The following is a 24789-nucleotide window of genomic DNA, read 5'->3' on the forward strand; positions in this document are numbered from 1 at the left end:
TCATGAAAAAAACCGTTCTCGCTCTGCTGGCCCTTGTGGTCAGCACCGCCAGCCTGGCGGCAACGCCGTGGCAAAAAGTAACGCAGCCTATTGCGGGCAGTGCGCAGTCAATCGGCGCGTTCGCCAACGGCTGTATTGTCGGGGCAGAAGCGCTGCCGCTGCAATCGAACACGTATCAGGTGATGCGCACCGATCAGCGTCGTTATTTCGGCCACCCGGATCTGGTGCGTTTTATTCAGCGCCTCAGTCAGCAGGTGCAGAACCACGGCATGGGAACGGTTCTGATTGGCGATATGGGCATGCCAGCCGGTGGGCGCTTTAACGGCGGCCATGCCAGCCACCAGAGCGGATTGGATGTCGATATCTTCCTGCAATTGCCGAAAACCCGCTGGACGTCGGCGCAACTGCTGAAACCGCAGGCGCTGGATCTGGTCGCGGCGGATGGTAAAAGCATTAACTCGCGCGTCTGGCAGCCGGAAATTGGCCATCTGATTAAGCTTGCCGCGCAGGACAACGACGTCACGCGCATCTTTGTGAACCCGGCAATTAAGCAACAGCTTTGTCTGGAGGCGGGGAGCGATCGCGACTGGTTACGTAAAGTTCGCCCGTGGTTCCAGCATCGCGCGCATATGCACGTGCGTTTGCGTTGCCCGGCGAACAGCCTTGAATGTGAAGATCAAGCTTTGCCGCCGGCAGGTGACGGTTGCGGTGCGGAGTTGCAAAGCTGGTTCGAACCGCCTAAACCGGGCACCACCAAACCTGTGAAGAAGACGCCGCCGCCATTACCGCCTTCCTGCCAGGCGTTACTGGATGAGCACGTACTCTGATGGACAGTTTTGTTGAGATATTCACGGTATCACCCCTCATGCTGGTGGCGCTGTTTTTTATCGCCGCACTGGCCGGATTTATTGATTCTTTAGCGGGCGGTGGCGGCTTACTCACCGTTCCCGCGCTAATGGCGGCGGGCATGTCGCCGGCGCAAGCGCTGGCGACAAATAAATTGCAGGCCTGCGGCGGATCGCTTTCTGCGTCGCTCTATTTTATCCGCCAGAAGGTGGTGAATCTGGCCGATCAGAAGCTCAATATCCTGATGACCTTTATCGGTTCAATGGCGGGTGCGCTGCTGGTTCAGTATGTGAAAGCTGACGTATTGCGCCAGATTTTACCGCTGCTGATTATCGGTATTGGTCTGTACTTCCTCTTGATGCCGAAAATCGGTGAAGGCGACCGCGCACGTCGTCTGCACGGTCTACCATTTGCGCTGGTGGCGGGGGGGGGCGTCGGTTTTTATGACGGTTTCTTTGGCCCCGGCGCGGGGTCATTCTACGCACTGGCGTTTGTCACCCTGGCAGGCTTCAACCTCGCCAAATCAACCGCCCATGCGAAAGTGCTGAACGCCACGTCAAACGTCGGCGGGCTGCTACTGTTTATTCTGGGCGGCAAAGTTATCTGGGCAACCGGCTTCGTGATGATGGTCGGCCAGTTCTTCGGTGCCCGAATGGGGTCACGGCTGGTTCTCAGCAAAGGGCAATCGCTTATTCGCCCGATGATTGTCATCGTCTCGGCGGTGATGAGCGCCAAACTTCTGTATGACAGCCATGGACAGGAAATCCTTCAGTGGTTAGGGATGAATTAAGTAATGAACGCAACGCATAACGCGCAGCAGCTGATCGATATTTTCGATGGTTGCTTTGCCGATGATTTTAATACCCGTCTGATTAAAGGCGACGACGAACCGATCTATCTTCCTGCTGATGCCGATGTGCCCTATAACCGCATCGTCTTTGCCCATGGCTTTTACGCCAGCGCGCTGCACGAGATTTCGCACTGGTGTATCGCCGGAAAGGCGCGTCGTGAGCTGGTCGATTTCGGTTACTGGTACTGCCCGGACGGACGCGATGCCAAAACGCAGGGGCAGTTTGAAGATGTGGAAGTGAAACCACAGGCTTTCGACTGGCTTTTCTGCGTGGCGGCGGGCTATCCGTTTAACGTAAGTTGCGACAACCTGGAAGGCGACTTCGAGCCGGACCGCATTGTTTTTCAGCGCCGCGTACATGCGCAGGTGATGGAATATCTGGAGAAGGGCATTCCTGCACGCCCGGCCAGATTTATCAACGCATTACAAAACTATTATCAGACGCCGCCGCTCGCGGCAGAACAATTTCCGTGGCCGGAAGACCTTAACTAACGCCACGTTCAAAAAGAGGAAAGAAGATGATCGCCGAGTTTGAATCACGCATTCTGGCGTTAATTGATGACATGGTGGAGCACGCCAGCGACGATGAACTGTTTGCCAGCGGTTATCTGCGTGGTCACCTGACGCTGGCGGTTGCCGAGCTGGAAGAGGGCGACGACCACTCTGCTCAAGCGGTGTCACATAACGTCACTCGCAGCCTGGAGAAAGCGATTCAGGCCGGCGAACTGTCACCGCGCGATCAGGCGCTGGTGCTGGGGATGTGGGAGACGCTGTTCCAGAAGGCGCAGCAGTAGAGCCCTGGCCCGATCCCCTCTCCCTGTAGGAGTGGGGATCGTTCGTGCGTTTTGGTTTTTCTCCCTTTCCCTGCGGGAGAGGGCCGGGGTGAGGGGGAGCTTACTTAACCTTCTTTCCCTTCAATAACTTCCTTATCCACAACCGATTCGGATTTAACGCCGATAACGTGCGTGCATCCAGCGGCAGTGGTTCATGGCTCATTTGCGATGCCAGCACTTCGGCCGCCAGCGGGGCGGTACATAATCCGCGAGACCCAAGCCCACCCAGCATAAACAGATTCGGATAAACCGGGGCTGTTGCTGCGGTGTCCTGCTCCTCCAGCAGATGGGCATATTGCGCCAGCGTGGCGTCGTAATCCGGCACATTGCCGAGCATCGGCAGATGATCGCGCGTGGCGCAACGCACACCAACGCGCGCCTCGTTGGCGCTGACATCGACCGCTTTTGCCCATTCGGCATCGGGGAAACAGTCGATCAATCGCTGACGATTATGCTGCTGGTCTTCCTCGTTAAAGGTCATCTCGCGTTCACCACGATGGTAGCTTGCACCAATGCAGTGATGCTGATTAGCCGGGTTTTGCGGCGTCAGATAACCGTCATAGCACAGCACCTGGCGAAGCTGCGCCAGCGTAGGGCGAGTGGGGATATGGCTTACCTGTCCGCCAACAGCGTACACAGGCAACGCGGCGGTTTGTGGAAGCTGGTTAATATTATGCCCGGTCGCCAGCACCACGCTCGCGGCGCGGGCGCTTTCTCCATCAGCGAAATGCAATTGCCAGGCCTCATCCTGTTTTTCCAGCGAAGTGAGGGATTTGTTCCAGTGCACGACCAGCCCCTGCTGGCGGGCCAGTGCAAATACGCCCGCCGTAAGCTGTGCCGGAGAGAGCCAGCCGCCCGCCGGGTACTGAATGCCACCGCAGCCAGTTTCCACACCCGTAGCGGCGGCAACCTCCTGTGCGCTTACCGCATGAGCCAATCCTTCAGGCAGCCCCAGCAACAGCATGTGGTCGATTTTCTGCTGACTTTTTGCATCCCAGCCAAGCTGGGTGACGCCGCACCACTGATGATCAAAGGCCACCGGAAGCGAATCATAAAGCCGACGAGCGAAGGTGAACGCCGCCGGGAAGAATGTTTCCAGCGCGGGATCGTGCGCGCTCAACAACGGATACAGCGCCCCCTGACGATTACCGGATGCGCCCTGCGCCGGGGCATCGTCGGCACAGTAAAGCGTCACCTGCCAGCCGCGTCTCAGCAGGGCCAGTGAGAGCAGGGCGCTGGCGATACCCCCGCCGATAATCGCGGTTTCACGCGAGCTGGCGCCGGTGCGGGCAAACCACGGCGCACGTGCGGGAAGTGCGTTCGGTTGCGTCATTTCACCGACCAGCATTTCACGCTTGCGACCAAAGCCTTTGGTTTTATGCATCGTAAAACCAGCGTCCTGCAACCCGCGACGGACAAACCCCGCCGAGGTGAACGTGGCTAGCGTGCCGCCGGGCCGGGCCAGGCGTGCCATCGCGGAAAAGAGTTGTGGCGTCCACATATCCGGGTTTTTCGCCGGGGCAAAACCGTCAAGGAACCAGGCATCCACCTGCTGATTAAACGAATCATCCAGTTGATCGGTCAGTTCGTTAATATCGCCAAACCACAAATCAAGCGTCACCCGCCCGCCATCAAGCAATAAACGATGGCAGCCCGCCAGTGGCAATGGCCACTGGGCCTGAAGCTGTTCCGCCCACGAAGCCAGTTCCGGCCAGTGCTGATGCGCTAAGCGCAGGTCGGCTGCGGTGAGCGGGAATTTTTCAAAGCTGACAAAATGCAGCCGCTGCAGTGTCGCCTCAGGCCACTTGAGGCGAAAGGCATCAAATGCCTGCCAAAGGGTCAGGAAGTTGAGCCCCGTTCCGAACCCGCTTTCCGCTACTACAAACAGAGGATGCGGATGGGTGGGGAAGCGTGCCTCTAACTGGTTACCTCCCAGAAAGACGTAGCGCGTTTCTTCCAGACCGTTGTCGTTGGAGAAATAGACGTCGTCGAAATCTCGGGAAACAGGTGTACCCTCACTGTTGAATTCGAGGTTGGCAGATTGTATGGCGTTTTGTTTCACGTAAGTTACTCGTGCGGCAAGGAGTCTGCCGATCTTAGCGATGCGTGCCGGAAGGCGCAAATTTATGCATAAATTGGCTGATCGGACTTGTTCGGCGTACAAGTGTACGCTATCTTGCCTCTCGAAACTTTAAAATAGTGATGACTTACAGAGGTTATGAATGAAACGTGCAGTGATTACTGGCCTGGGCATCGTTTCCAGCATCGGTAGCAACCAGCAGGAAGTCCTGGCATCTCTGCGTGAAGGACGCTCGGGGATCACTTTCTCTCAAGAGTTTAAAGACTCTGGTATGCGTAGCCACGTATGGGGTAACGTCAAACTGGACACCACCGGTCTTATCGACCGCAAAGTGGTCCGTTTCATGAACGATGCCTCTATTTACGCTTACCTCTCTATGCAGCAAGCAGTTGAAGACTCTGGCCTGAAAGCTGAAGATTATCAGAACAACCCGCGTGTGGGGCTGATCGCTGGTTCCGGCGGCTCCTCTAAAGCGCAGGTGTTCGGTGCCGACGCAATGCGTAGCCCACGTGGCCTGAAAGCAGTCGGCCCTTATGTGGTGACCAAAGCCATGGGCTCCGCGGTTTCCGCGTGCCTGGCAACACCGTTTAAAATTCACGGTGTGAACTACTCTATCAGTTCCGCGTGTGCCACCTCCGCACACTGCATAGGTAACGCGGTAGAACAAATCCAGTTGGGCAAACAGGACATCGTGTTTGCCGGTGGCGGCGAAGAACTGGGCTGGGAAATGGCCTGCGAGTTCGATGCAATGGGCGCGCTGTCCACGAAATTCAACGACACCCCGGAAAAAGCGTCCCGTACGTATGACGCACACCGTGACGGTTTTATCATCGCGGGCGGCGGCGGTATGGTTGTTGTCGAAGAGCTGGAACACGCTCTGGCGCGCGGTGCGCATATTTATGCAGAGATCGTGGGCTACGGTGCAACGTCTGATGGCGCTGACATGGTTGCTCCGTCTGGCGAAGGCGCAGTACGTTGCATGAAGATGGCAATGAACGGCGTTGATACTCCTATCGACTACCTGAACTCCCACGGTACGTCTACGCCGGTTGGCGACGTGAAAGAACTGGGCGCTATTCAGGAAGTGTTTGGCAGTAACAGCCCGGCTATCTCCGCAACCAAAGCCATGACCGGTCACTCTCTGGGTGCCGCTGGCGTGCAGGAAGCTATCTATTCTCTGCTGATGCTGGAACATGGCTTTATCGCGCCAAGCATCAACATTGAAGAGCTGGACGAGCAGGCCGCTGGCCTGAACATCGTAACCGAACCGACCGAGCGTGAACTGACCACCGTGATGTCCAACAGCTTCGGCTTCGGCGGCACTAACGCAACGCTGGTGATGCGTAAGCTGAAAGCGTAATTGCTGAACGCCTTAAAAAAGGAGCCGGAAGGCTCCTTTTTTGTGCGTTGACATCTTGCTGTTAAAAAAGGCAAAATCGGCCCTCAACACTCTTATACGAGTGCGTAAGCGTTTAACGTCAATCAACGCGCCGACACCCTGATTATCAGGTGGAGGAGGCGTGGTCTATTCCCCGCCTTACTCTGCATTCTGGAGTAAAGCATGTCCGAAGTTTCTCAATCTGTTCCAGCATCTTCCGGTAACGGCTCGCTGTTCCGTATCGCCTTTGCCGTTTTTCTCACCTATCTGACCGTCGGTATTCCGCTGCCCGTTATTCCGTTGTTTGTGCATCAGGAACTGGGGTATGGCAATACCATGGTCGGTATCGCCGTGGGTATTCAGTTTCTCGCCACCGTATTAACGCGCGGCTATGCCGGGCGTCTGGCCGATCAATACGGTGCGAAGCGTTCGGCGCTTCAGGGAATGGCCGCCTGTGCGCTGGCCGGGGCGGCCTGGCTGGCGGCGGCACTGCTTCCCGTTGATGCGATGGTGAAGTTTGGCCTCTTGATTGTCGGCCGTTTGATTCTGGGCTTTGGTGAAAGCCAACTGCTGACCGGAACACTTACCTGGGGAATGGGGCTCGTTGGCCCAAAACGCTCCGGAAAGGTGATGTCGTGGAACGGGATGGCGATTTTTGGCGCGCTGGCGGTCGGTGCGCCATTGGGGCTTTTCCTCAACAGCCATTACAGTTTTGCCACGCTCGCCGTGGTGACGATGTTGCTGCCTGTGGCGGCGTGGGCATTTAACGGCAGTGTACGCAAAGTGCCCGCCAACGCAGGCGAGAGGCCTTCGCTGTGGAGCGTCATTGGGCTTATCTGGCAGCCGGGTCTGGGCCTGGCGTTGCAGGGCGTGGGCTTTGCGATGATAGGTACCTTCGTGTCGCTCTACTTTGCCAGCAACGGCTGGGCGATGGCGGGTTTCACCTTGACGGCCTTCGGCGGCGCGTTTGTGCTGGTGCGTATTCTGTTTGGCTGGATGCCTGACCGCTTTGGCGGCGTGAAGGTGGCGGTGGGCTCGCTGCTGGTTGAAACGGTGGGACTTGCGCTGCTGTGGCAGGCACCGGATGCATGGATGGCATTGGCCGGCGCGGCGTTGACCGGCGCAGGTTGTTCGCTGATTTTCCCGGCGCTGGGCGTCGAAGTCGTCAAGCGTGTACCGCCGCAGGTGCGCGGCACGGCATTAGGCGGCTATGCGGCATTTCAGGACATCGCGCTCGGTGTCTCCGGCCCGCTGGCGGGGATGCTGGCGACAATGGCGGGATATCCTTCCGTCTTCCTCGCCGGGGCGATTTCAGCGCTGCTGGGCATTGTGGTGACGCTCGTCGCGTTTCGTAAAAAGTAATGTTCCTCAACAGGCGAACTGAATCACCGGAACGAATGATGATGACGCGGTGATGACCACCATCATTCGTCTGTTGTTACTGCAGGCTTAGAGCACCATCCATAACAGCGCCATCACCACAACGAGCACGATAAGCATCAGGCCCGGTCGCGCAGAAGCGGATTTATATGCCTCAATGATCGGTGCGAACGGGCTGGTGATGGGCTGCACATATCGCACATCCAGCGTATCCTGCGAACGCTCGACGCGCTTGAGGAAAAGCTGATTCAACAGCGTTTGCACCTGCGTCATTGTCAGCACCGTCTGTGGCGTGATGTTCCAGTTTTGCTGACCGTAATCCTTCAGGGCCTGCCACTCGTGCGGTTCCATCGGCTGTTTGAGCGCCGCCTGCAGTGCATTGAGCGTCGGCGCCGGCTGGGTGCTTAGTGTCTGACGCGCCTGTAGCCAGGTCGCCAGTGCCGTAAAATGTTTGGCCGGAATTAACTCGCCGGTTTTCACGCCGGAAAGCTCCAGCATTGATTGCCAGATAATCTTGCTCGACTCGCCCGTGGCAGCGGCAAGTTTGGTCACCAACTGATTCAGCGTATTGTGCTCGGCTGGCTGCAGCGGGCGATCGGTTGCCGGGCGTTGCTGCGGTTGCGGAATCGACAGCTGGCCGTTTTGCAGGAGTTGCAGCACGCTTTTCAGTTGAGCGGGTGTTAACTGACTCAGCGCGGTTTGCCCATACTGCTGGCGAATAAAATCACTCACCGCCTGGCGATTATTACCGTGATTCAACAGTTCCGTCAGCTGTGACAGGGTTTGCCGGGTGCTAAGATTCTGCTGTGCCGTTTCGAGGCGCTGATTCAGATTCTGCTCGGCGGCAGGAAAATTGCGCGACACCAGCGGTGAATCATTCTTCAACCCCAAATCGTGACGCACGCCAGCCCACACCTGCGCATTCGTTTGTGAGGTCAACGCCATAAGACGCGTGATGAGACGTTCAAGTACCGTGCGCTGCTGCGTGGAGAGCGGTTGTTCTCCGGCGACAGAAGTGGTGGTTGAACCTTCCCCCGGAGGGCGCGAGGGCATACCTGAAATGGGTTGCGTCATGATTTATCCTTAACCTTATTGCTCTACTTAACCAGGATGTCGAGTATGCCTGGCGGCCAGATTATGGCACACTTCCCCGGTTAACTCTCGTTCTCAGACAGGTACCGTAACGTGAAAATCCTTGTTGATGAAAATATGCCCTACGCCCGTGAGCTCTTCAGCCGTTTGGGTGAGGTGAAGGCTGTTCCAGGACGTCCCATTCCGGTAGCGGAACTGGCGGGCGCCGACGCGCTGATGGTGCGATCCGTCACGAAGGTGAATGAGTCCCTGCTGGCGAATCAGTCGATTAAATTTGTTGGCACGGCGACCGCGGGTACGGACCATGTCGATCAGGCGTGGCTTGCGCAGGCGGGCATTGGTTTTTCCGCCGCCCCTGGCTGTAACGCCATTGCGGTCGTGGAATACGTTTTCTCCTCACTGTTGTATCTGGCTGAGCGCGACGGTTTTACGCTCACTGACCGTACGGTCGGGATTGTAGGTGTCGGTAATGTAGGCGGACGGCTGCAAAAACGTCTGGAAGCGCTGGGTGTGCGCACGCTGCTGTGCGATCCGCCGCGTGCCGATAACGGCGACGAGGGCGATTTCCGCGCGCTCGATGAACTGGTACAGGAAGCCGATATCCTGACCTTCCATACGCCGCTGTTTAAAGATGGCCCGTATAAGTCGCTGCACCTGGCCGATGAAGCGCTGATCCGCAGTCTGAAGCCGGGCGCGATTTTAATTAACGCCTGCCGTGGCCCGGTGGTGGATAACGCGGCCTTGCTAAAATGCCTTGAAGCCGGTCAGGATCTTAGCGTTGTGCTTGATGTCTGGGAGCCGGAACCGGATCTCAACCTGGCGCTGCTCGAAAAAGTGGATATCGGCACGTCGCACATCGCCGGCTACACGCTGGAAGGCAAAGCGCGCGGCACCACGCAGGTGTTTGAAGCCTATAGCAAGTTTATCGGCCAGGCGCAGCAGGTGGCGCTGGATACGCTGCTGCCGCCGCCAGAATTCGGCCGCATCACCTTGCACGGTAAGCTCGATCAGCCAACGCTGAAAAGGCTGGTGCATTTGGTGTATGATGTGCGCCGCGATGATGCGCCGCTGCGAAAAGTGGCGGGCATTCCGGGTGAGTTCGACAAGCTGCGTAAGAATTACCTTGAGCGCCGCGAGTGGTCGTCACTGTATGTACAATGTGATGACGCAGATGCGGCAACGCTTTTGAAAAAGCTCGGGTTTAACGCCGTTCATCATCCGATTCGTTAAGATTATTTCTTTTGTGCCTTGCCCGTCGGCGAGGCACGTCGCTATTTCTGGAGTTAATCACCATGTCTGAAGGCTGGAATATTGCCGTACTGGGCGCAACGGGCGCCGTTGGGGAAGCCCTGCTTGAAACACTGGCGGAGCGTGAGTTCCCGGTAGGTGAACTCTATGCGCTGGCGCGTAGCGAAAGTGCCGGGGAATCGCTGCGCTTTGGCGGGAAAACCGTGCGCGTTCAGGATGCGGCGGAATTCGACTGGACACAGGTTCAACTCGCGTTCTTTGCAGCGGGTGTTGAAGCCACGTCAACGTATGTGGAAGAAGCCACTAACTCAGGCTGCCTGGTTATTGATTTGAGTGGACAGTTCGCGCTTGAACCGGACGTGCCGCTGGTTGTGCCGGAAGTGAACCCGTTTGTGTTGGCCGATTACCGTAACCGTAACTTGATTGCTGTGCCGGACAGCCAGACCAGTCAACTGCTGGCAGCGCTGAAACCGCTGATCGACCAGGGCGGTCTGGCGCGTATCAACGTGACCTGCCTGCTTTCCGCATCGGCTCACGGCAAGAAAGCCGTCGATGCGCTGGCGGGGCAGAGTGCAAAACTGCTCAACGGCATTCCGATTGATGATGACGATTTCTTCGGTCGCCAGCTGGCGTTTAACATGCTGCCGCTGCTGCCGAATCGTGAAGGTATCGTGCATGAAGAGCAGCGTATCGTCGATCAAACGCGCAAAATTTTGCAGGATGAAGGCCTGATTATCTCCGCGAACTGCGTCCAGTCGCCGGTCTTCTATGGCCACGCGCAGATGGTCGGATTTGAAGCCATGCGTCCACTGGCGGCAGACGAAGCTCGCGATGCTTTCGCTCGTGGCGAAGATGTCGTGCTCTCTGAAGAGAATGAATTCCCGACGCAGGTAAGCGACGCCTCCGGCAGCGCGCATCTCTCTGTCGGCTGTGTGCGTAATGACTACGGTATGCCGGAACAGGTACAGTTCTGGTCGGTCGCTGATAACGTTCGCTTTGGCGGCGCGCTGATGGCGGTGAAAATCGCTGAAAAATTAGTGCAGGAGTATATGTACTAATGTCAGAAGTGCAGCAACAGCCCGTCTATAAAATTGCGCTGGGCATCGAGTATGACGGCAGCAAATATTATGGCTGGCAGCGTCAGAACGAAGTCCGCAGCGTGCAGGAGAAGCTGGAAAAAGCGCTCACTCAGGTGGCCAACGAACCGATCACCGTGTTCTGCGCCGGGCGTACCGATTCAGGCGTACACGGTACCGGGCAGGTGGTGCATTTTGAAACCACCGCCGATCGTAAAGACGCGGCGTGGACACTTGGTGTAAATGCGAATTTACCTGGTGACATTGCCGTGCGTTGGGTGAAACATGTGCCGGAAGATTTTCATGCACGTTTTAGCGCCACGGCTCGCCGTTATCGCTACATCATCTACAATCATCGGTTGCGTCCGGCGGTGATGAGTCAGGGAGTAACCCACTACCATCAACCGCTGGATGAGGCGCGAATGCACCGTGCCGCCCAGTGTTTGTTGGGCGAGAACGATTTCACCTCGTTCCGCGCGGTGCAGTGTCAGTCACGCACGCCGTGGCGCAATGTTATGCATATTAATGTTGCCCGCTATGGCGCGTACGTGGTGGTAGATATTAAAGCGAATGCCTTTGTGCATCATATGGTAAGGAATATCGTCGGCAGCCTGATGGAAGTCGGCGCCCAAAACCAGCCAGAGAGCTGGATTGCTGAGTTGTTAGCCGCAAAAGACAGAACGCTGGCGGCAGCAACGGCGAAAGCGGAAGGTTTGTATCTGGTTTCTGTTGATTACCCGGAACGTTTTGACCTGCCGCGCGTACCCATGGGGCCGCTATTTTTAGCGGACTGAGAGCAGTTCACAAAGGCTGAAGACAATTATGGATCTGATTCACTTTCTCATTGATTTTATTCTACATATTGACGTGCATCTGGCAGAACTTGTCGCGCAATACGGCGTCTGGGTTTATGCCATTCTGTTTTTAATTCTTTTCTGTGAAACAGGCCTGGTTGTTACGCCGTTTTTACCGGGCGATTCCCTGCTGTTTGTCGCCGGGGCGCTGGCTTCGCTGGGCACCAACGACATTAACGTCCATCTGATGGTGGCATTAATGTTGATTGCGGCAATTGCCGGAGATGCGGTGAACTACACGATTGGACGGCTGTTTGGCGAGAAGCTATTCAGTAACCCGAACTCGAAAATTTTCCGTCGCAGCTACCTGGATAAAACGCACCAGTTTTATGAAAAACACGGCGGAAAAACGATTATTCTGGCGCGCTTCGTGCCGATTGTGCGCACTTTCGCACCGTTTGTCGCGGGGATGGGGCACATGTCCTATCGCCATTTTGCCGCCTATAACGTAATTGGCGCGGTATTATGGGTGCTGCTGTTTACCTATGCAGGTTACTTCTTCGGTACCATCCCGATGATTCAGGATAACCTTAAGTTACTGATTGTCGGGATTATTGTGGTCTCTGTTTTGCCAGGGGTTATCGAAATTGTGCGCCATCGTCGCGCGGCGGCAAAACAAGCGAAGTAAGCGCGAATTCGCGGTTCGACCACTTTTTTATCCAAAGTTTCGGGCTGTTATGTTTTAATGTGCAACATTCATGGTCTGTAAGGGGCAAAAATGGCATTATGCGCCCCTTATGACAAAACTGGCATCGACCAGGTTCAGGCAGAAAGGTTATCAATGAGCTGGATTGAACGAATTAAAAGCAACATCACCCCTACACGCAAAGCGAGCATTCCTGAGGGTGTATGGACCAAGTGCGACAGCTGTGGGCAGGTTCTGTACCGCGCCGAGCTGGAGCGTAACCTGGAGGTTTGCCCTAAGTGTGACCACCACATGCGTATGTCAGCGCGTAATCGCCTGCATAGCCTGCTGGATGAAGGATCACTGGTGGAACTGGGAAGCGAGCTTGAGCCCAAAGACGTGCTGAAGTTCCGTGACTCCAAAAAATACAAAGACCGTCTGGCGTCTGCTCAGAAAGAAACGGGCGAGAAAGATGCGCTGGTGGTCATGAAAGGCACGCTGCACGAAATGCCGGTGGTGGCTGCGGCATTCGAATTCGCCTTTATGGGCGGTTCGATGGGCTCCGTAGTTGGCGCGCGTTTTGTTCGTGCGGTTGAGCAGGCGCTGGAAGATAACTGCCCGCTGATTTGCTTCTCCGCATCCGGTGGGGCACGTATGCAGGAAGCGCTGATGTCGCTGATGCAGATGGCGAAAACCTCTGCGGCGCTGGCGAAAATGCAGGAACGTGGTCTGCCGTATATCTCGGTACTGACCGACCCGACCATGGGCGGTGTATCGGCGAGCTTCGCGATGCTGGGCGACCTGAACATCGCTGAACCGAAAGCGCTGATCGGCTTTGCCGGCCCGCGTGTTATCGAACAAACGGTTCGTGAAAAACTGCCGCCGGGATTCCAGCGCAGTGAGTTCCTGATTGAGAAAGGGGCAATCGATATGATTGTTCGTCGTCCGGAAATGCGCCTGAAGCTGGCGAGCATCCTGGCGAAGCTCATGAATCTTCCGGCACCAAACCCGGAAGAAGCCCACGAAAGTGTGGTGGTACCACCGGTACCGGATCAGGAACCAGAGGCCTGATAATGCAAAGGGCAGGGCCAGACGGCGCTGCCCTTTTTGCTTCTCATCACCGTTAAACAAATCGCGGGCATCATGGACAACAAACTTATTCCTCAGGCCACGTCGCCCCTGGCTACGTGGCTTTCTTATCTGGAACACCTCCATAGCAAAACCATCGACCTGGGCCTGGAACGCGTGGGCGAGGTGGCTGCCCGGCTGAACGTGCAGAAACCTGCGCCATTTGTCTTTACTGTTGCCGGAACCAACGGCAAAGGCACCACCTGCCGGACGCTGGAAGCGATGCTGACGGCGGCGGGCTACAAAGTGGGCGTTTACAGTTCTCCACATCTGGTGCGTTACACCGAACGTGTACGCGTGCAGGGCGCAGAACTCATGGAGAGCGCGCATACGGCATCGTTTGCCGCTATCGAGCAGGCGCGTGGCGATATCTCGTTGAGCTATTTTGAATACGGTACGCTTTCCGCATTGTGGCTGTTTAAACAAGCCGCGCTGGATGTGGTCATTCTGGAAGTTGGGCTCGGCGGGCGACTGGATGCCACCAACCTGGTGGATCCGGATGTCGCGGTCATTACCAGTATCGCACTGGATCACACCGACTGGCTGGGGCCGGATCGCGAAAGTATTGGTCGTGAAAAAGCCGGTATCTTCCGTGCCGGGCGTCCTGCGGTCGTCGGTGAACCTGATATGCCGACGACAATTGCTGATGTGGCGCGTGAAAAGGGCGCACAGTTGTTACAACGTGATATTGCCTGGCAGTATGGCGTGGACGCTGAAAGCTGGTGGTTTAGCGATGCGACAGGCCGCCTGGATGCGCTGCCGTTGCCGCAGGTGCCGCAACCTAATGCGGCGACCGCACTGGCGGCACTGCGTGCCAGTGGCCTTAACGTTAGCGAGCAGGCCATTCGTGACGGTATCGCCGGTGCCATTCTGCCGGGGCGCTTTCAGACTATCCAGACCTCACCGCGCGTGATTCTGGACGTTGCTCATAACCCGCATGCCGCCGCGTACCTCGCCGGGCGTCTCAAATCTGAGCCGCTGACCGGGCGCGTTCTGGCGGTTATTGGTATGCTGCATGATAAGGATATCGCCGGTACGCTGGCGTGTCTGGAAGGTGTGGTCGATAGCTGGTATTGTGCGCCTTTAGAAGGGCCGCGCGGGGCCACCGCTGAAGAGCTGGTGAAACACTTACGCGCAGGAACCGTCTACGCCAGCGTGGCGCAGGCGTGGCACGCGGCGATGGCCGATGCCGGGCCAGAAGATACGGTGCTGGTGTGTGGCTCATTCCACACGGTAGCGCATGTAATGGAAGAGTTAGACGCGGGGAGAGCCGGTGGCAAGTAAGTTTCAGAACCGCTTAGTCGGGACAATTGTGCTGGTAGCGCTGGGCGTCATTGTGCTGCCAGGGCTGCTCGACGGGCAGAAAAAACACTACCAGGATGAGTTTGCCGCGATCCCGTTGGTGCCAAAACCGGGCGACCGCGATGAGCCCGATATGCTGCCGACGGCGACGCAGGCGCTGCCTGCTCAGCCGCCGGAAGGCGCGGCGGAAGAAGTGAGAGCGGGCGATGCGGCTGCACCGTCGCTCGATCCGGGGCGTTTTGCCGCAGCGAACAACAACGGCATCGATCCTGCGCCGGTGCAAGTGGAACAACCGAAGCCAAAACCCAAACCGGTTGAGCCGCCGAAACCGAAGCCGCAGCCAGCGCGTGATGTCGCCAGCGAGCAAATCGCCGCCGCGACTGAAACACCGCCCGCCAAACCGACGCCTGCTGAAAAACCGGCCCCGGAAGGGAAGGCGTACGTCGTGCAGCTTGGCGCGTTGAAAAACGCCGATAAAGTCAACGAGATTGTCGCGTCGCTTCGCGGTGCGGGCTATCGCGTCTACACGTCGCCTTCCACGCCAGTTCAGGGTAAAATTACCCGCATCCTGGTAGGGCCTGATGCGTCGAAAGAGAAGCTTAAAGGTTCGCTTGGCGAGCTTAAGCAGCTCTCCGGGCTGAGCGGGGTGGTGATGGGGTATTCGCCAAATTAAAGGTGACCCTCACCCTAGCCCTCTCCCTGAGGGAGAGGGAACCGATCGAGCATGGTGTAAAGGTCGGTGCGGGTTTTCTCCTTTTCCTGAGGTGAGGGAACCGATCGAGCACGATGTAAAGGTCGGTGCGGGTATTTCCCCCTCCCTTAGGTGAGGGAACCGATCGAGCACGATGTAAAGGTCGGTGCGGGTTTTCTCCCTCTCCCTAAGGTGAGGCAACCGATCGAGCACGATGTAAAGGTCGGTGTGGGTTTTCTCCCTCTCCCTGAGGGAGAGGGCCGGGGTGAGGGGATTAAAAACCCCTCCAGAAGCGATGGCGTTGAACATTTTTTCAGCGCCATTTTTATTTTCGCAGGGAAAGGAAATCCCTACGCAAACGTTTTCTTTTTCTGTTAGAATGCGCCCCGAACCGGATGACAGGGCGTAGCATCGTGGGACACATATGGTCTGGATTGATTACGCCATTATCGCGGTAATAGGTTTTTCCTGTCTGGTTAGCCTTATCCGTGGCTTTGTTCGTGAAGCGTTATCGCTGGTGACATGGGGCTGTGCCTTCTTTGTCGCGAGTCATTACTACACGTACCTGTCCGTCTGGTTCACGGGCTTTGATGATGAACTGGTTCGCAACGGGATTGCTATCGCGGTACTGTTTATCGCGACGCTTATCGTCGGCGCTATCGTTAACTACGTTATCGGTCAACTGGTGGAAAAAACCGGTTTATCGGGAACGGACAGGGTGTTGGGCATCTGTTTTGGTGCGCTACGCGGGGTGTTAATCGTCGCCGCTATTCTGTTCTTCCTTGATACCTTTACCGGTGTGGCGAAAAGCGAAGACTGGCATAAATCGCAGCTTATCCCGCAGTTCAGTTTCATCATCAGATGGTTCTTTGACTATCTGCAAAGCTCGTCAAGTTTCTTGCCCAGGACATAAGTCCTGAGATGTGGCTTAACGAGGAAAAGACGTATGTGCGGTATTGTCGGTATCGCCGGTGTTATGCCGGTCAACCAGTCGATTTATGATGCGTTAACGGTGCTGCAGCATCGTGGACAGGATGCCGCGGGCATCATCACCATTGATGCAAACAACTGTTTCCGTTTACGTAAGGCAAACGGGCTGGTCAGCGATGTCTTTGAAGCTCGCCATATGCAGCGTATGCAGGGCAACATGGGGATTGGCCACGTGCGTTACCCAACCGCTGGCAGCTCCAGCGCGTCTGAGGCGCAACCTTTCTACGTCAACTCCCCGTATGGCATTACGCTTGCCCATAACGGCAACCTGACCAACGCGCACGAACTGCGTCAAAAACTGTTCGAAGAGAAGCGCCGCCACATCAACACCACCTCTGATTCCGAGATCCTGCTGAATATCTTCGCCAGCGAACTCGACAACTTCCGTCATTATCCGCTGGAAGCCGATAACATCTTCGCCGCAATTGCGGCGACCAACCGTCAAATCCGTGGCGCTTACGCCTGCGTGGCAATGATTATCGGTCACGGCATGGTCGCCTTCCGCGACCCGAACGGCATTCGCCCGCTGGTGCTGGGCAAACGCGATATTGGTGATGGCCGCACGGAATATATGGTTGCTTCCGAAAGCGTGGCGCTCGATACCCTGGGCTTTGAGTTCCTGCGCGACGTGGCGCCGGGCGAAGCGGTGTATATCACCGAGAAGGGGCAGCTCTTCACCCGCCAGTGCGCGGATAACCCGGTCAGCAACCCGTGCTTGTTCGAGTACGTCTATTTCGCGCGCCCGGACTCCTTTATCGACAAGATTTCCGTTTACAGCGCGCGCGTGAATATGGGCACCAAACTGGGTGAAAAGATTGCCCGCGAGTGGGAAGACCTGGACATTGACGTGGTGATCCCGATTCCGGAAACCTCCTGCGATATCGCGCTGGAAATCGCGCGTATTCTGGGCAAACCGTATCGTCAGGGCTTCGTGAAAAACCGCTACGTTGGCCGTACCTTTATCATGCCGGGCCAGCAACTGCGTCGTAAATCGGTGCGCCGTAAGCTTAACGCCAACCGTGCCGAGTTCCGCGATAAAAATGTCCTGCTGGTCGATGACTCGATCGTGCGCGGCACCACCTCAGAGCAGATTATCGAGATGGCACGTGAAGCCGGGGCGAAGAAGGTGTATCTGGCCTCCGCCGCACCGGAAATTCGTTTCCCGAACGTCTACGGTATCGACATGCCAACCGCGACCGAGCTGATTGCCCACGGTCGTGAAGTCGACGAAATTCGCCAGATCATCGGCGCAGACGGTCTTATCTTCCAGGATCTGGACGATCTGATCGACGCGGTACGCGCAGAAAACCCGGATATTCAACAGTTTGAATGTTCTGTATTTAACGGTGTATACGTCACTAAAGATGTCGATCAACAGTACCTCGATTATCTCGATTCCCTGCGTAACGACGACGCCAAAGCGGTGCAGTTGCAGAACGAAGTGGAAAACTTAGAGATGCATAACGAAGGTTAACGCGTCTAACGCCAGGGCAACCTGGCGTTTTCTTTTCTGTACCCCCAATCCTATCCCTCTCTTTTCGCAGTAATTTCGTCTTCCTCACATTTTTCAGAATCCGTTTTTCAATAGTGTGAACAAACCGGATAAACATCACTGCCATAAATTTTATAGTAGCGTCCATTAACCATTTTTAATATGTGGATAATACCAATCAGGGGTTAGTGAGGTGGTAAGAAAAACTGCTTTCATTGGTTACAAAACCCTCTCGACCCTTCGTTTTGTCTATATGGCGGAGTAGTATGCTGCCAATAACCATAAAATAAATGTGGTCAATGGTGCGCCTTTTGCAACCTGCGAGAGGTGCAGGAGAAACCCAAGTCTTCGTTACGGAATAACAACAAGATGACTGGAGATAACACCCTCAGCACTTCTCATGGCGTTAACCGCCGTGATTTTATGAAGCTTTGTGCAGCACTGGCCGCCACGATGGGGCTCAGTAGTAAAGCGGCCGCCGAGATGGCCGAATCAATCACCCGCCCGCAGCGTCCGCCGGTAATCTGGATTGGCGCGCAGGAGTGTACCGGATGCACGGAATCTCTGCTCCGCGCCACCCATCCAACCGTCGAAAACCTCGTGCTGGAGACTATCTCTCTGGAATACCACGAAGTGCTCTCCGCCGCTTTCGGCCATCAGGTTGAAGAGAACAAGCACAACGCCCTAGAGAAATATAAAGGTCAGTACGTGCTGGTGGTCGATGGCTCGATCCCGTTAAAAGATAACGGAATTTATTGCATGGTCGCCGGCGAGCCGATTATCGACCATATCCGCAAAGCGGCAGAAGGGGCAGCGGCAATTATTGCTATCGGCTCCTGCGCGGCCTGGGGCGGCGTGGCGGCGGCGGGCGTTAACCCGACCGGCGCGGTAGGGCTTCAGGAAGCCTTGCCGGGCAAAACGATAATCAACATTCCGGGTTGCCCGCCCAACCCGCATAACTTCCTCGCGACCGTCGCGCATATCATCACCTTTGGCAAACCGCCGAAGCTCGATGGCAAAAATCGCCCAACCTTCGCCTATGGCCGTCTGATCCATGAACACTGCGAACGCCGTCCGCACTTTGACGCCGGGCGCTTTGCGAAAGAGTTTGGCGATGAAGGACATCGCCAGGGCTGGTGTCTGTACCATCTGGGCTGCAAAGGGCCAGAAACGTACGGCAACTGCTCAACGCTGCAATTCTGCGACGTCGGTGGCGTCTGGCCGGTGGCGATTGGTCATCCTTGTTACGGTTGTAACGAAGAGGGCGTCGGTTTCCACAAAGGTATCCACCAACTGGCAACGGTTGAGAATCAAACGCCACGGGCGGAAAAGCCGGATGTAAACCTGAAAGAGGGCGGCGAGATTTCTGCTGGCGCCGTGGGTTTATTGGGCGGTGTGGTCGGCCTGGTGGCGGGCGTCAGCGTAATGGCTGTGCGTGAACTGGGGCGTCAGCAGAAGAAAGACAACACTGACTCACGGGGAGAATAACCGTGAACAGAAGACACTTTATTAAAGCTGCCTCCGGTGGCGCATTGCTGCTGGGGGCTGCGCCTTCCGTGGCTCAGGCTGCGGAAAACCGCCCGCCCATTCCGGGTTCGTTGGGCATGCTATACGACTCAACACTTTGCGTCGGCTGCCAGGCCTGCGTGACCGAGTGCCAGAATATCAACTTCCCGGCACGCAACCCGCAGGGCGAACAAACCTGGTCCAACAACGACAAACTTTCGCCCTACACCAATAACATCATTCAGGTGTGGCGTAGCGGAACGGGCGTCAACAAAGACAAGGAAGAGAACGGGTACGCCTACATCAAAAAACAGTGCATGCACTGCGTAGACCCCAACTGTGTCTCCGTCTGCCCGGTTCAGGCGCTGAGAAAAGACCCGAAAACCGGCATCGTGCATTACAACAAAGATGTCTGCACCGGCTGCCGCTACTGCATGGTCGCCTGCCCGTATAACGTACCGAAATACGACTACAACAACCCGTTTGGTGCGATTCACAAGTGTGAACTGTGCAACCAGAAGGGCGTTGAACGCTTAGATAAAGGCGGATTACCGGGCTGCGTTTCCGTTTGCCCGGCGGGTGCGGTGATTTTTGGCACCCGCGAAGAACTGATGGCGGAGGCGAAAAAACGTCTGGCCCTGAAGCCGGGAAGCGAATACCACTACCCGCGTCAGACCCTGAAAACCGGGGATACCTACCTGCATACGGTACCACACTACTATCCACATCTTTACGGAGAGAAAGAGGGGGGAGGAACGCAGGTGATGGTGTTGACCGGTGTGCCCTATGAGAATTTGGGCTTGCCGAAGCTGGATGAGCTTTCTACTGGCGCACGTTCCGAGCATGTTCAACACACGGTTTATAAGGGCATGATGCTGCCGCTTGCTTTGCTGGCGGGGCTAACCGTGCTGGTGCGTCGCAATACGAAGAGCGGCCCTCACGATGGAGGAGACGATCATGAGTCATGATCCAAAACCGCTGGGCGGGAAAATTATCAGCAAGCCGATCATTATTTTCGCGCCGCTGGCTGTGCTGTGCCTGATCATGATCGTCAAACGTCTGATCTGGGGATTGGGTTCCGTTTCCGATCTTAACGGTGGATACCCGTGGGGGATCTGGATCGCTTTCGATTTGCTGATCGGCACCGGCTTTGCCTGCGGCGGCTGGGCGCTGGCCTGGGCGGTGTATGTGTTCAATAAAGGGCGTTATCACCCGCTGGTGCGTCCGGCGCTGCTGGCGAGCCTGTTTGGTTATTCCCTCGGTGGACTGTCGATTACCATCGACGTTGGGCGTTACTGGAACCTGCCGTACTTTTACATTCCGGGGCACTTTAACGTTAACTCGGTGCTGTTTGAAACCGCCGTCTGTATGACCATCTATATCGGTGTGATGGCGCTGGAGTTTGCGCCCGCGCTGCTGGAACGTATGGGCTGGAAAGTACCGCTGAAGTTCCTCAATAAACTGATGTTCTTCATCATCGCGCTCGGCGCGCTGCTGCCGACGATGCACCAGTCTTCCATGGGGTCATTGATGATCTCGGCGGGCTATAAAGTGCATCCGCTGTGGCAAAGCTACGAGATGCTGCCGCTGTTCTCGGTGCTGACCGCTTTCATCATGGGCTTCGCCATTGTGGTGTTTGAAGGTTCGCTGGTGCAGACCGGGCTACGGGGAAGAGGGCCGGATGAGAAATCGCTGTTTGTGAAGCTGATGAATACCGCCAGCGTGTTGCTTGCCCTGTTCCTGGTGTTACGCGTAGGCGAGCTGATTTATCGTCACAAGCTGTCGTATGCCTTTGCAGGGGATTTCTACTCCTTCCTGTTCTGGCTGGAAGCGCTGCTGATGCTCTTCCCGCTGGTGGTACTGCGCGTTGGGAAACTGCGTAATGATTCGCGCATGCTGTACCTGTCCGCACTGAGCGCGCTGCTTGGCTGTGCGACCTGGCGTATCTCCTATTCACTGGTAGCGTTCAACCCCGGTGGCGGTTACCACTACTTCCCGACCTGGGAAGAGCTGCTGATTTCTATGGGTTTTGTGGCAATTGAGATTTGTGCATACATTCTGCTCATTCGTCTGTTGCCGATACTTCCCCCTTTAAAACAAAACGACAACAAGCGTCATGAGGCGAGCAAAGCATGAGCCAGAGAATTACGATTGACCCGGTAACCCGAATTGAAGGGCACCTGCGCATTGACTGTGAAATTGAAAATGGGGTGGTGTCTAAGGCCTGGGCGTCCGGCACCATGTGGCGCGGCATGGAAGAGATTGTCAAAAATCGCGATCCGCGTGACGCCTGGATGATTGTTCAGCGTATCTGCGGCGTGTGTACGACCACCCATGCGATTGCCTCCGTGCGTGCGGCAGAAAGCGCGCTGAAAATTGATGTGCCGGTGAATGCGCAGCATATCCGCAATATCATTCTGGCGGCCCACACCACGCATGATCATATCGTGCACTTTTATCAGCTTTCGGCGCTCGATTGGGTGGATATCACGTCAGCCCTGAAAGCGGATCCGGCGAAAGCCTCGGCGATGCTGAACGGTGTATCGAGCTGGCACCTGAACAGCGCGGAAGAGTTTACGAAGGTTCAAAATAAAATTAAGGACTTAGTTGCCAGCGGCCAGTTAGGCATTTTCGCAAACGGCTACTGGGGGCACCCGGCGATGAAACTGCCGCCGGAAGTCAACCTGATTGCGGTGGCGCACTATCTTCAGGCGCTGGAGTGCCAGCGTGACGCGAACCGCGTGGTGGCGCTGCTGGGCGGTAAATCGCCGCACATTCAGAACCTCGCCGTTGGCGGTGTAGCGAACCCAATCAACCTGGATGGTCTGGGCGTGCTGAACCTTGAACGCCTGATGTACATCAAATCCTTTATCGACAAACTGAGCGATTTCGTTGAGCAAGTTTATAAAGTCGATACTGCGGTCATTGCGGCGTTTTATCCTGAGTGGCTGGAGCGCGGTCGCGGGGCGGTGAACTATCTTGCAACGCCGGAATTCCCGACCGATGGTAAAAACGGCAGCTTCCTCTTCCCGGGTGGCTACATCACCAACAGTGACCTCTCGACCTATCGCCCGATCAGCTCTCAGTCCGATGAGTTCCTGATCAAAGGCATTCAGGAGAGCGCGAAGCACGCGTGGTATAAAGACGAATCGCCGCAGGCACCGTGGGAAGGCACCACCGTGCCGAACTACACCGGCTGGTCAGACGATGGAAAATACTCCTGGGTGAAAGCGCCGACCTTCTACGGTAAAACCGTCGAAGTGGGGCCGCTGGCGAACATGCTGTGTAAACTGGCGGCAAAACGCGAATCTACCTACACGAAGCTCAATGAAATCATCGCCATTTATACCAAACTGACGGGTAAAACGTTGGGTGTAGAGCAACTGCACTCTACGCTTGGCCGCATCATCGGGCGTACCGTTCACTGCTGCGAACTGCAACATATTCTGCAGCATCAATATAGTGCGCTGGTGACTAACATCGGCAAGGGCGACCATACCACTTTTGTGAAACCGAATATCCCGGCCACCGGTGAGTTTAAAGGCGTCGGCTTCCTCGAAGCGCCGCGCGGGATGCTGTCGCACTGGATGGTGATCAAAGACGGGATTATCAGCAACTATCAGGCGGTTGTACCTTCCACCTGGAACTCCGGCCCGCGTAATTTCAACGACGAAGTTGGCCCGTATGAACGTTCGCTGGTGGGGACGCCGGTTGCCGATCCGGAAAAACCGCTGGAAGTGGTGCGCACGATTCACTCTTTCGACCCGTGCATGTCCTGCGCGGTGCATGTGGTGGACGCCGACGGCAACGATGTTGTCGCGGTGAAGGTGCTGTGATGCGGATTTTAGTGTTAGGCGTGGGCAACATTTTGCTCACCGATGAGGCAATCGGTGTGCGTATTGTTGAAGCCCTGGAACAGCGTTACATCCTGCCGGATTACGTCGAGGTACTTGACGGCGGTACGGCCGGCATGGAGTTGTTGGGGGATATGGCCGATCGCGATCATCTGATTATTGCCGATGCCATTGTCTCACGCAAAAATGCGCCGGGCACGATTATGGTGCTGCGCGATGATGAAGTTCCGGCGCTGTTTACCAACAAAATCTCCCCGCATCAGCTTGGACTGGCCGACGTTCTGTCGGCCCTGCGTTTCACCGGTGAGTTTCCGAAAAAACTCACCCTGGTGGGCGTTATTCCTGAATCCCTTGAGCCCCATATCGGTTTAACGCCAACCGTAGAAGCGATGATTACGCCGGCGCTGGAGCAGGTGCTGCTGGCGCTGCGCGAATCGGGCGTTGAGGTGGTAGCCCGGGAGGAAACGCATGTCTGATGAAATTACCGGTTTCTCAGCATCGCCACAGTTATTGGTGCAGGCAGCCTTTGAGGAAGTGGCGCGCCGTTCGATGCATGACCTGGCGTTTCTCCATCCAACGATGCCAGTGTCTGTCTCCGAATTCACGCTCTTTGAAGGGCAATGGACGGGCTGCGTTATCACCCCGTGGATGCTGAGCGCGGTTATTTTTCCCGGCCCGGAGCAGCGCTGGCCGCGTCGCACCGTCAGTGAAAAACTGGGGCTGCAACTGCCTTACGGCATCATGACCTTTACCGTGGGCGAGCTGGAGGGCGTTTCGCAATATCTTTCCTGCTCGCTGTTGTCACCGCTACCTCAAACGCTTGCGGTGGAAGAGGGGCTGCGGCTGGTGGATGATTGTGCGCGGATGCTGCTTTCCCTCCCGGTGAGCAACCCGGATGCGCCGGGCATGACAAGCCGCCGCTCGCTGCTGTTTGGCCGTCGGAGCGTGGCGGATGCATGAGCTGTCGCTGTGCCAGAGCGCGGTAGAAATCATCCAGCAGCAGGCCGCGCAGCACGGTGTTAACCGCGTGACGGGCGTATGGCTCGAGATCGGTGCGCTCTCCTGCGTGGAGGAGAGCGCCGTGCGTTTCAGCTTTGATATTGTCTGTCAGAATACCGTCGCGCAGGGCTGTGAACTGCATATTGAATACCGCCCCGCGCAGGCCTGGTGCTGGGATTGCAGCCGCGCGGTGGAAATCACCCAGCATGATGCGCATTGCCCACAGTGTGATGGCGCGAATTTGCGTGTCGATACGGGCGACTCGCTGCGGGTAAAAAGTATTGAAGTGGAATAACCGGAGTTAATTATGTGTATTGGCGTACCGGGCCAGGTGCTGGCCGTGGGTGAAGATATTCACCAGCTCGCGCAGGTGGAAGTGTGCGGCGTGAAACGCGATGTGAATATTGCGCTTATCTGCGAAGGCGACACCGCCGACCTCGTTGGGCAGTGGGTGCTGGTGCACGTGGGCTTTGCCATGAGCATTATTGATGAAGCCGAAGCGCAGGCGACGCTGGCTGCGCTGCGGCAGATGGAACTTGACGAAAAGGTGGTGTGAGGCGCTCCC

Annotated in this window: 25 protein-coding genes; 23 read left to right on the forward strand and 2 right to left on the reverse strand. The window is 56.3% G+C overall.

The features are described from left to right. The first annotated feature begins 2 nt into the window (after positions 1-2). Genes mepA through ACOXYR_RS05385 form a run of 4 tightly spaced genes read left to right on the forward strand, consistent with a single transcriptional unit; the run spans position 3 to position 2490 of the window. Positions 3-827: a penicillin-insensitive murein endopeptidase gene (gene mepA / locus ACOXYR_RS05370; protein ID WP_113857971.1), complete on the forward strand. Its 825-nt coding sequence runs from the start codon at positions 3-5 to the stop codon at positions 825-827. Further along, positions 827-1636: a sulfite exporter TauE/SafE family protein gene (locus ACOXYR_RS05375; RefSeq protein ID WP_421355471.1), complete on the forward strand. Its 810-nt coding sequence runs from the start codon at positions 827-829 to the stop codon at positions 1634-1636. The genes mepA and ACOXYR_RS05375 overlap by 1 nt, the downstream gene beginning before the upstream one ends. Positions 1637-1639: 3 nt before the next feature. Then, on the forward strand, positions 1640-2188 hold the full coding sequence (locus tag ACOXYR_RS05380) for an elongation factor P hydroxylase (RefSeq protein WP_421355472.1): 549 nt from the start codon (positions 1640-1642) through the stop codon (positions 2186-2188). Between the two features lie 26 nt (positions 2189-2214). Continuing rightward, entirely contained in the window at positions 2215-2490 is a 276-nt protein-coding gene (locus ACOXYR_RS05385; RefSeq protein WP_113857973.1) for a YfcL family protein, read from the forward strand. Between the two features lie 100 nt (positions 2491-2590). Here ACOXYR_RS05385 and mnmC read toward each other — a convergent pair whose 3' ends face one another. Further along, on the reverse strand, positions 2591-4591 hold the full coding sequence (mnmC, locus tag ACOXYR_RS05390) for a bifunctional tRNA (5-methylaminomethyl-2-thiouridine)(34)-methyltransferase MnmC2/FAD-dependent 5-carboxymethylaminomethyl-2-thiouridine(34) oxidoreductase MnmC1 (RefSeq protein WP_421355473.1): 2001 nt from the start codon (positions 4589-4591) through the stop codon (positions 2591-2593). Between the two features lie 160 nt (positions 4592-4751). On the opposite strand from mnmC, the gene fabB reads away from it, so the two are divergent. Continuing rightward, the gene (gene fabB, locus ACOXYR_RS05395) at positions 4752-5969 is read left to right on the forward strand and encodes a beta-ketoacyl-ACP synthase I (RefSeq protein ID WP_108473555.1); all 1218 of its coding nucleotides are present in this window, start codon (positions 4752-4754) and stop codon (positions 5967-5969) included. Between the two features lie 201 nt (positions 5970-6170). After that, a complete protein-coding gene (locus ACOXYR_RS05400) occupies positions 6171-7349 on the forward strand; it encodes an MFS transporter (protein ID WP_350436833.1) in 1179 nt (392 codons plus the stop codon). Positions 7350-7436: 87 nt separating this feature from the next. Here ACOXYR_RS05400 and flk read toward each other — a convergent pair whose 3' ends face one another. Then, positions 7437-8441, reverse strand: a complete 1005-nt coding sequence (flk, locus tag ACOXYR_RS05405; RefSeq protein ID WP_421355474.1) for a flagella biosynthesis regulator Flk — start codon at positions 8439-8441, stop codon at positions 7437-7439. 111 nt (positions 8442-8552) lie between these two features. Between flk and pdxB the strand changes: the two genes are divergently transcribed. From pdxB to hybG, 17 genes are all read left to right on the forward strand, one after another. Beyond that, on the forward strand, positions 8553-9689 hold the full coding sequence (gene pdxB, locus ACOXYR_RS05410) for a 4-phosphoerythronate dehydrogenase PdxB (protein WP_108473558.1): 1137 nt from the start codon (positions 8553-8555) through the stop codon (positions 9687-9689). A 62-nt stretch (positions 9690-9751) separates the two neighbouring features. Then, positions 9752-10765, forward strand: coding sequence for an aspartate-semialdehyde dehydrogenase (locus ACOXYR_RS05415; RefSeq protein ID WP_421355475.1), 1014 nt, complete (start codon positions 9752-9754; stop codon positions 10763-10765). Further along, on the forward strand, positions 10765-11577 hold the full coding sequence (gene truA, locus ACOXYR_RS05420) for a tRNA pseudouridine(38-40) synthase TruA (RefSeq protein ID WP_350436835.1): 813 nt from the start codon (positions 10765-10767) through the stop codon (positions 11575-11577). The genes ACOXYR_RS05415 and truA overlap by 1 nt, the downstream gene beginning before the upstream one ends. 28 nt (positions 11578-11605) lie before the next feature. Continuing rightward, positions 11606-12265: a DedA family protein gene (locus ACOXYR_RS05425; protein ID WP_108473560.1), complete on the forward strand. Its 660-nt coding sequence runs from the start codon at positions 11606-11608 to the stop codon at positions 12263-12265. Between the two features lie 153 nt (positions 12266-12418). Continuing rightward, on the forward strand, positions 12419-13333 hold the full coding sequence (gene accD, locus ACOXYR_RS05430) for an acetyl-CoA carboxylase, carboxyltransferase subunit beta (RefSeq protein ID WP_421355544.1): 915 nt from the start codon (positions 12419-12421) through the stop codon (positions 13331-13333). Positions 13334-13405: 72 nt separating this feature from the next. Beyond that, positions 13406-14674 (forward strand): bifunctional tetrahydrofolate synthase/dihydrofolate synthase, encoded by a 1269-nt coding sequence (gene folC, locus ACOXYR_RS05435; protein WP_421355476.1) that lies wholly within the window; start codon positions 13406-13408, stop codon positions 14672-14674. Beyond that, the gene (gene dedD / locus ACOXYR_RS05440) at positions 14664-15365 is read left to right on the forward strand and encodes a cell division protein DedD (RefSeq protein ID WP_415728286.1); all 702 of its coding nucleotides are present in this window, start codon (positions 14664-14666) and stop codon (positions 15363-15365) included. The genes folC and dedD overlap by 11 nt, the downstream gene beginning before the upstream one ends. 442 nt (positions 15366-15807) lie before the next feature. Continuing rightward, positions 15808-16296: a colicin V production protein gene (cvpA, locus tag ACOXYR_RS05445; protein WP_015963619.1), complete on the forward strand. Its 489-nt coding sequence runs from the start codon at positions 15808-15810 to the stop codon at positions 16294-16296. A 33-nt stretch (positions 16297-16329) separates the two neighbouring features. Continuing rightward, a complete protein-coding gene (gene purF / locus ACOXYR_RS05450; RefSeq protein ID WP_108473563.1) occupies positions 16330-17847 on the forward strand; it encodes an amidophosphoribosyltransferase in 1518 nt (505 codons plus the stop codon). A 387-nt stretch (positions 17848-18234) separates the two neighbouring features. Further along, entirely contained in the window at positions 18235-19353 is a 1119-nt protein-coding gene (hybO, locus tag ACOXYR_RS05455; RefSeq protein ID WP_108473564.1) for a hydrogenase 2 small subunit, read from the forward strand. Positions 19354-19355: 2 nt separating this feature from the next. Continuing rightward, a complete protein-coding gene (gene hybA / locus ACOXYR_RS05460; protein WP_189622746.1) occupies positions 19356-20339 on the forward strand; it encodes a hydrogenase 2 operon protein HybA in 984 nt (327 codons plus the stop codon). Next, positions 20329-21507: a Ni/Fe-hydrogenase cytochrome b subunit gene (gene hybB, locus ACOXYR_RS05465; protein WP_108473566.1), complete on the forward strand. Its 1179-nt coding sequence runs from the start codon at positions 20329-20331 to the stop codon at positions 21505-21507. Before hybA ends, hybB begins: the two co-directional genes overlap by 11 nt. Continuing rightward, positions 21504-23207 carry a hydrogenase 2 large subunit gene (hybC, locus tag ACOXYR_RS05470; protein WP_421355477.1) on the forward strand — a complete coding sequence of 568 codons (1704 nt, stop codon included), beginning with the start codon at positions 21504-21506 and terminating at the stop codon, positions 23205-23207. Before hybB ends, hybC begins: the two co-directional genes overlap by 4 nt. Then, the gene (locus tag ACOXYR_RS05475) at positions 23207-23701 is read left to right on the forward strand and encodes a HyaD/HybD family hydrogenase maturation endopeptidase (RefSeq protein WP_108473568.1); all 495 of its coding nucleotides are present in this window, start codon (positions 23207-23209) and stop codon (positions 23699-23701) included. Before hybC ends, ACOXYR_RS05475 begins: the two co-directional genes overlap by 1 nt. Continuing rightward, positions 23694-24185: a hydrogenase-2 assembly chaperone gene (gene hybE, locus ACOXYR_RS05480; RefSeq protein WP_421355478.1), complete on the forward strand. Its 492-nt coding sequence runs from the start codon at positions 23694-23696 to the stop codon at positions 24183-24185. The genes ACOXYR_RS05475 and hybE overlap by 8 nt, the downstream gene beginning before the upstream one ends. Then, entirely contained in the window at positions 24178-24519 is a 342-nt protein-coding gene (hypA, locus tag ACOXYR_RS05485; protein ID WP_415728282.1) for a hydrogenase maturation nickel metallochaperone HypA, read from the forward strand. The genes hybE and hypA overlap by 8 nt, the downstream gene beginning before the upstream one ends. A gap of 12 nt (positions 24520-24531) precedes the next feature. Beyond that, positions 24532-24780 carry a hydrogenase maturation factor HybG gene (gene hybG / locus ACOXYR_RS05490; protein ID WP_421355479.1) on the forward strand — a complete coding sequence of 83 codons (249 nt, stop codon included), beginning with the start codon at positions 24532-24534 and terminating at the stop codon, positions 24778-24780. Positions 24781-24789 lie beyond the last annotated feature (9 nt).

It is taken from the genome of Pseudocitrobacter faecalis (assembly GCF_965231525.1).
Lineage (GTDB): Bacteria > Pseudomonadota > Gammaproteobacteria > Enterobacterales > Enterobacteriaceae > Pseudocitrobacter > Pseudocitrobacter faecalis.